Genomic DNA, 6723 nt, shown 5'->3' on the forward strand with positions numbered 1-6723 from the left:
GCCGAAGCTCGGCGTCGTGTCGCGCGAGGTCACGCTGCTGCCGCGTCACTGGGAATGGCTGGCCACGCAGCCGGGCGGCGCGTCGGTCGCGCTGCGCAAGCTCGTCGAGGACGCACGGCGCACGCATGCAGCGGCCGATCGACTCCGCGACGCGCAGGCGCGCGCCTATCACTTCATGTCGGCGATGGCGGGCGACCTGCCCGGTTTCGAGGAAGCCGCGCGCGCGCTGTATGCGAACGACCTGACGCGGCTCGCCGAGCTGATCGCCGGCTGGCCGGAAGACGTGCGCGACCATGCGCTCGCGCTGGCGCGCGGCGAGCTGCCGCCGTCCACCGAAGACTGCTGAAAGGAGCATCGGACGACATGACCGCATTAGATCTGAACCGCGGCGCGATCGCGCCGGTTGCCGACGAGGTCGATCTCGTCGATCTGCGCGTGACCGGCGCGATCCCGCACGAACTCGCCGGCACGTTGCTGCGCAACGGCCCGAATCCGCCGGGCGGCCGCTTCGAAGGGAGCGACATGCTGTCGTGGTGGCCGGAAGCCGCGATGCTGCACGCGATCGCGTTCGAAGGCGGCCGCGCGACCGGCTACCGGAACCGCTGGGCGCGCACGCAGCGGTGGGCCGCCGTGCATGCGCCTGAAGCGGCATCGCAGCTGCCCGACACCAACCCGAACGTGAACGTGCTGCAGCATGCCGGCGAATTGCTCGCGCTGTCGGAGGGCGGCGCGCCGTTCGCGATCACGGCCGCGCTCGATTCGCTCGGCGTGCCGGCGCGGCACGCTGGCCTCGGCGGCGGGATGACCGCGCATCCGAAGGTCGATCCGGTGACCGGCGAGCTGATCGCGTTCCGCGCGGACTGGCGCGCACCGTGGCTGCGCTACGGCGTGGCCGATGCGCAGGGCGTGCAGCGCGTCGATATCGAGATCGACCTGAGCGCACCGTCGATGATGCACGACCTCGCGATCACCGAAACCCGCAGCCTGCTGCTCGACCTGAACGTCGGCTACGACTTCTCGCTGCTGAAGCAGGGCTACCGGATGCCGCTGCGCTGGCACGACGACCGGCCCGCGCGCATCGGCGTGATTCCGCGTCATGGCGGCGCGGTGCGCTGGTTCGAGGTCGAGCCGTGTTTCATCCTGCATGTCGTGAACGCGTACGACTGCGACGCGTCGTGCATCGTGCTCGATGCGGTGCGCTATCCGTCGTTCCTGCGGCTCGACGCGGGCACGGGCCGCTTTGCCGACAACCCGGTCGGCGAGCTGTGGCGCTACGTGATCGATACGGCGAACGGGCTGATCGACGAAGGGCCGCTCGCCGACGGCGGCATCGAGATGCCGCGCATCAACGAAAGCCGGACGGGGCGCCGCTACCGTTATCTGTATGCGGTCGAGCAGCCGAACAACGCGGAAATGCGCGGCGTGATGCGCTTCGACCACGCGAGCGGCACGACGACGCGCTACGCGGTGCCGGCCGGCGACCAGAACAGCGAGCCGGTGTTCGTGCCGCGCCCGGGCGGCGTCGACGAGGACGACGGCTGGCTGCTGGTGATGGTCTACCGCGCGGCGACGGATACGAACGACGTCGTGATCCTCGATGCGCGCGCGATCGACGCGGGGCCGGTCGCGACCGTGCACCTGCCGCGCCGCGTGCCGGCCGGGTTCCACGGTGCATGGGTGCCACGCGCGCACTGAGCGACGGGGCCGCGCGTCACTGTGCGCGCAGCGCGTCGACGATCTTCAGCCGCGCGGCGCGCATCGCCGGCAGGAACCCGCCGACGAGCCCCATCACGAGCGAGAACAGCAGCGTCTTCACGACGATCGCGGGCGTCAGCACGAAGCGGAACGACAGGTCCGAGAAGGTCTGGAAGTTGGTCGTCGAGAACGACGCGAACTGCATCAGCGACGCGCACGCGAGCCCCGCGACACCGCCGACGAAGCCGAGCAGCAGCGCTTCCAGCAGGAACGCGGCGAGCACGTTCATGCGCTTGAAGCCGAGCGCGCGCAGCGTGCCGATCTCGGCGACGCGGTTCGCGACCGACGCATACATCGTGATCATCGCGCCGATCATCGCGGCGATCGAGAAGATCGTCGACAGCGTGATGCCGAGGATGTTGATGAACGTCGACAGCGCCTTCGACTGGTCGCCGTAGAAGGTCTGCTCGCGTTTCGCCTCGTCGGTGAGGCGCGGGTCGACGTCGATGTCGGCCTTGAAGCGCGCGAAGCCGTCGGCGCTCGGGATGCGCAGCACCATCGACGAATAGCTGGTGCGCCGGAACGACTGCATCAGCTGGTCGACGTCGCCCCAGATCTCCGAATCGAAGCCGCTGCCGCCCGCGTCGAAGATGCCGACGATGGTCCAGTCGCGTTGCGCGAAATGCAGGCTGTCGCCGAGTTGCGTGCCGCTGAAGCCTTTCGCGATCGCGCTGCCGACGATGATCTCCGACGAGCCGGGTGTGAACAGGCGGCCGGCTGTGAGCTTCACGTGCGGGCGCAGCGCGAGGCCGGCCGGCGACACGCCGCGGATCACGACGTTCGACGGCTTGCCGGTCGACGTCTTCACCAGCGAGATCAGCACGACCGCTTCCTTCGACACGAGCGGCCGGCCGTCGGGGCCGAGCGCGACGGCCGGGTGCATCTCGAGCGCATTGGCCTGCTGGTGGTCGATCGAGCTCTGGATCTCGGTTTCGGCGCCCTTGCGGATCACCACTGCGTTATCGGGTTCACCGGTCGACACGAGCGTCTTCGTGAGCCCGGCGTCGAGCATTTGCACCGTCGCGAACACGAAGATCACGAGCGCCATCCCGCCGGCGGTCAGCGCGGTGGTGAGCCGTCGGGTCCACAGGTTGCGCGCGATGTAGTTGAGCGGGATCGCCATGTGCAAACCTAACCGATTGCCCTGAGGCCTTCGACCACGCGCACACGCGCCGCCTGCCACGCCGGCACGATCGCCGCCGCGAAGCCGACCGCGACCGAGCACGCGGCCTGCAGCGCGACCGTCTCGGTCGACACCTTGAACACCGGGAAGATGCCGCCGGCCGCCTGCTTGAACAGGCTCGCGGCGGGCGGCGTCGCGAGGATCCCGAGCCCGCCGCCGGCCACCGCGATCACGACCGATTCGCCGAACACGATCAGCGCGAGAAATCCGGGGCCGAAGCCGAGCGCCTTCAGCGTCGCGTATTCGGCCGTGCGTTCGCGCGCGCTCATCGCCATCGCGTTGGCCATCACGGCCATGATGATCAGGATCACCACGTACGACACGACGCGGATCGCCGCGATGATCTGGTTCGACATCGCGACGAAGCCGAGCTGGAACGCCTGCTCGGTCTCGGTCAGCGTCTCGGCGAGCGAGTTCTTGAATACCGCGTCGACGTTGCGCGCGATCGACGCGCCATCGTCGGGGTTGGCGACGCCAAGCACGAATACGCCGACCTGGTCGGCCTGCTTCGGCGTGCGCTGGCGCACCGTCTCGTTCAGGTAGTCCCAGTGGAACACCAACTGGCGCGTGATCGTCGAGTCGTCGCGGCCGTCGAAGATCCCGCGCACGACGAAATCCCACGTGCCCGGATAGATCGTCCCCTTCAGCGGAATCACGTCGCCGATCTTGAAGCCGAACTGCGTCGCGAGCTGGCGCCCGACGAGGCAGCCGCGCCGGTCGCGGTTGTAATCGGCGCGCTGCTGGTCCGGGACGATGTATTCCGGGTACAGGTCGAGATAGTTGTCCGATACCGCGAAGCTCGCGAAGAAGTTCTTCGGATCGCGGTAGATGCCGCCGAACCAGTTCGAGCGGACCACGGCCGTCACGCCGTCGACGCCGCGGATCCGGTTCTCGTAGCTCACGGGCAGCGGAAACACGAGCGAGATCGCGTTGCGCGTGACGAGCCGTCCGCTGGACGCGGCGGCCGCGCCCGCGTACCACGCGTCGACCACCGTGTGCAGCAACCCGAACGCGAGCACGGCGATGGTGAGCCCGAGCACGGTCAGCAGCGTGCGCAGCCGGTGCCGCAGCGCGTTGCGCGCGATCAGCTTCAGCACGAACATCGCGCGCGCTCCCGCAGCCGGTCAGCCGGCGTGCCCATCGATCAGCTCCCCTTTTTCCAGATGCACGAGCGAGCGCGCGGCGCCGGCCGCGTGCGCGTCGTGGGTCACCATGATGATCGTCTTGCCGAGCTCGGCGTTCATCCGCTGCAGCATCGCGAGCACGTCGGTGGCCGACGCGCGGTCGAGGTCGCCGGTCGGCTCGTCGGCGACGATCAGCACGGGATCGGTGATCAGCGCGCGCGCGATCGCGACGCGCTGCTGCTGGCCGCCCGACAGCTCGGACGGGTAATGGCTCGTCCGGTCGCCGAGGTTCACCATGTCGAGCACGAGCTCGACGCGCTCGCGCCGCTCGCGGCGCGACAGGTGCGTGAGCATCAGCGGCAGCTCGACGTTCTCGAACGCGGTGAGCACCGGCATCAGGTTGTAGAACTGGAAGATGAAGCCGACGTTCGCCGCGCGCCATTCGGCCAGTTGCGCCTCCGCGAGCAGCGAGATGTCGAGCCCGCCCACGCGCAGCTCGCCGCTGTCGGGCCGGTCGATGCCGGCCACCAGGTTCAGCAGCGTGCTCTTGCCGGAGCCGGACGGCCCCATCAGCGCGACGAAGTCGCCTTCGCCGATGTCGAGCGTGATGTCGGTCAGCACGGGCACGATCTGGTTGCCGCGCCGGTACGACTTCGCGACGTGGCTGATCTCGACGAGGGGCGGCGGGGCGTCGTTCACGCGTGCGCTACTTCTTCGCGACGGTCACTTTCGCGCCGTCCTTCAGCTTCGCGTCCGGCGCGAGCACGACCGTGTCGCCGGGCTTCACGCCGCGGATCGCGACGAGTTCGCCGATCCGCTCGCCCCGCGTGACGGGCACGGCGCGCACGGCGTCGTCCTTCACGACGAACACGACCGGCCGGCCGTCGCGTTCCACGACCGCGCTTGCCTGCACGGCCGTCACGGGCTGCCGGTCCTGCGCCGACGCGGGCTTCGACAGGAACGCGATCTTCGCGCTCATGTCGGGCAGCACGCGGTCGTCGCGGTCGACGAAGCGCACCTTCACGAGCACGGTGGCCTTCGAGCGGTCGACGGTCGGCACGATGCGCGACACGCGGCCCGCGAAGCGCATGTCGGGCAGTGCGTCGAGCTGGATCTCGCACGGCTGCTCGGCGCGGATCTTCGCGATGTTCGATTCGGCGACGTCGGCCTCGACCTCGAGCGTGTCCATGTCGGCGATCGTCACGACCGCGCCCTTGCTGTCCGACGCGGACGAGAACGGCGTGATGTTGTCGCCGACGTTCGCGTGCTTCGCGAGCACGATGCCGTCGAACGGCGCGCGGATCACCGTCTGGTCGACCGCGACCTGCGCGGCCTGCGCGTTGGCCTCGGCGGACGTGATGGCGGCCTGGTCGCTGTTGACCGACGCGCGGGCCTTGTTCACGCGGGCCGTGTCGGTGTCGAGCTGCGCGGCCGGCACGGCGCCCTTGGGCGCGAGCACCGAGGTGCGGCGCAACGCGATCTCGGCGTCCTTCAGCTCGGCCTGCTCGACGCCGAGGTTGGCGCGGGCAACCTTCACCTGTGCGAGCGCCTGCGCCAGCGAGGCTTCGACGTCACGGCTTTCGAGGCGGGCGATGATCTCGTCCTTCTTCACGCGGGTGCCTTCGAGCACGCCGAGCCATTCGACGCGCCCCTGGCCCTTCGACGCGACCGCGGCCTTGCGCTGCGGCACGACGTAGCCGGTCGCATTGAGCTGCGTGTCGTTCTGGTACGGGTAGGCGGACGTGACGGCGGTGGTTTCGACGGCCGGCCGGCCGGTGAGCGCGAGGCCGGCGGCGATCGCGCCGATGACGACCGCGGCGGCGACCGCATAGCGGAGCCACCGGCGCCGGCGGGGCGCCGGCGCGAGCGGACGCCGGTCGATCTTCAGTTTGTCCAGATTGTGATCGGGCAATTTGAGCGCCTCGAGACGGCGGCGGTCTGACGACCGGCCGCGATCCGGTTTCCGGGGAAAGGGACGGATGGACGCCAGTATAAGCGTCGCCCCGATGGCGCGCGAGCCGGTTTGCGCCGCCGCCGCGGCGACTGCCCGACCGGTCGCCGACACCGGGATACGCGTGCTCCCCCGGGGAAACCCGAGGGGCGCAAGCAACGTGTCAACTTTCCGCGAACACGGTGCGTTATGGAACCAGTGCGTCAGGTTTTGTCGCGGAGGAACGGCGAAAGCCGGCCTCGCGGCCTGGGGCTCCGATGCGAATGCCTCGCATCTTTACTTACCGGTACGTTTGATTTTTTCTCCGCTAAAGGAAGAACAATGAAGAAGACGCTCGCTTCGATCATCGCCGCAGCATTCGCACTCGCATCGGTTTCGGCATTCGCACAGGCGTCCGCGCCGGCAGCCGACACGTCGGCAGCCGCTCCGGCACCGGCCAAGAAGGATCACAGCAAGCCGAAGCACGCGCTGAAGCACCACGGTTCGGCCAAGGGCAAGGCGAAGGCCGCAGCCGCATCGGCAGCTGGCACGAACGACGCAGGCGCAGCAAACTAAGCGCTTCGCCCGGGGCCGGCACCGCCGGCCGCCAGTCGCGAAACCCCGCATGTTCACGCATGCGGGGTTTTGTTTTTTCAGGCCTCGTGTTCGCCGGCCGGCGCTGGCGGCGGCGCGCGCATCGCGTCGACCACCGTGCGCATGCGCCGCCAGTG

The 6723-nt window shown here is 69.3% G+C and carries 7 protein-coding genes; 3 read left to right on the top strand and 4 right to left on the bottom strand.

Going from position 1 to position 6723, the window contains the following annotated elements; genetic code table 11:
• Together G3N99_RS32030 and G3N99_RS32035 are read left to right on the top strand one after the other, a co-directional pair.
• The coding region (locus G3N99_RS32030; RefSeq protein WP_206124382.1) for a DUF2239 family protein at positions 1–346 on the top strand (346 nt) is incomplete at its 5' end.
• Between the two features lie 17 nt (positions 347–363).
• Positions 364–1695 carry a carotenoid oxygenase family protein gene (locus tag G3N99_RS32035; protein ID WP_206124383.1) on the top strand — a complete coding sequence of 444 codons (1332 nt, stop codon included), beginning with the start codon at positions 364–366 and terminating at the stop codon, positions 1693–1695.
• Positions 1696–1711: 16 nt separating this feature from the next.
• Here the strand turns inward: G3N99_RS32035 and G3N99_RS32040 are convergent, their stop codons facing one another.
• Genes G3N99_RS32040 through G3N99_RS32055 form a run of 4 tightly spaced genes read right to left on the bottom strand, consistent with a single transcriptional unit; the run spans position 1712 to position 5974 of the window.
• Positions 1712–2878 (bottom strand): ABC transporter permease, encoded by a 1167-nt coding sequence (locus G3N99_RS32040; protein ID WP_174989515.1) that lies wholly within the window; start codon positions 2876–2878, stop codon positions 1712–1714.
• 8 nt (positions 2879–2886) lie between these two features.
• Positions 2887–4041 carry an ABC transporter permease gene (locus G3N99_RS32045; RefSeq protein WP_206124384.1) on the bottom strand — a complete coding sequence of 385 codons (1155 nt, stop codon included), beginning with the start codon at positions 4039–4041 and terminating at the stop codon, positions 2887–2889.
• Positions 4042–4062: 21 nt separating this feature from the next.
• A complete protein-coding gene (locus tag G3N99_RS32050) occupies positions 4063–4761 on the bottom strand; it encodes an ABC transporter ATP-binding protein (protein ID WP_011350637.1) in 699 nt (232 codons plus the stop codon).
• A 7-nt stretch (positions 4762–4768) separates the two neighbouring features.
• Entirely contained in the window at positions 4769–5974 is a 1206-nt protein-coding gene (locus tag G3N99_RS32055) for an efflux RND transporter periplasmic adaptor subunit (protein WP_174946349.1), read from the bottom strand.
• 360 nt (positions 5975–6334) lie between these two features.
• On the opposite strand from G3N99_RS32055, the gene G3N99_RS32060 reads away from it, so the two are divergent.
• Positions 6335–6568, top strand: a complete 234-nt coding sequence (locus G3N99_RS32060) for a hypothetical protein (RefSeq protein WP_041492720.1) — start codon at positions 6335–6337, stop codon at positions 6566–6568.
• The last annotated feature ends 155 nt before the right edge of the window (positions 6569–6723 follow it).

The sequence above is a fragment of the Burkholderia sp. Ac-20392 genome, from assembly GCF_017104585.1.
In the GTDB taxonomy this organism is placed as follows: Bacteria; Pseudomonadota; Gammaproteobacteria; order Burkholderiales; family Burkholderiaceae; genus Burkholderia; species Burkholderia lata.

What these genes read in the sequence shown, in the direction of transcription:
- G3N99_RS32035 (WP_206124383.1), top strand. Translation starts at nt 364, where the DNA reads ATGACCGCATTAGATCTGAACCGCGGCGCGATCGCGCCGGTTGCCGAC.
- G3N99_RS32040 (WP_174989515.1), bottom strand. Translation starts at nt 2,878, where the DNA reads ATGGCGATCCCGCTCAACTACATCGCGCGCAACCTGTGGACCCGACGG.
- G3N99_RS32045 (WP_206124384.1), bottom strand. Translation starts at nt 4,041, where the DNA reads ATGTTCGTGCTGAAGCTGATCGCGCGCAACGCGCTGCGGCACCGGCTG.
- G3N99_RS32060 (WP_041492720.1), top strand. Translation starts at nt 6,335, where the DNA reads ATGAAGAAGACGCTCGCTTCGATCATCGCCGCAGCATTCGCACTCGCA.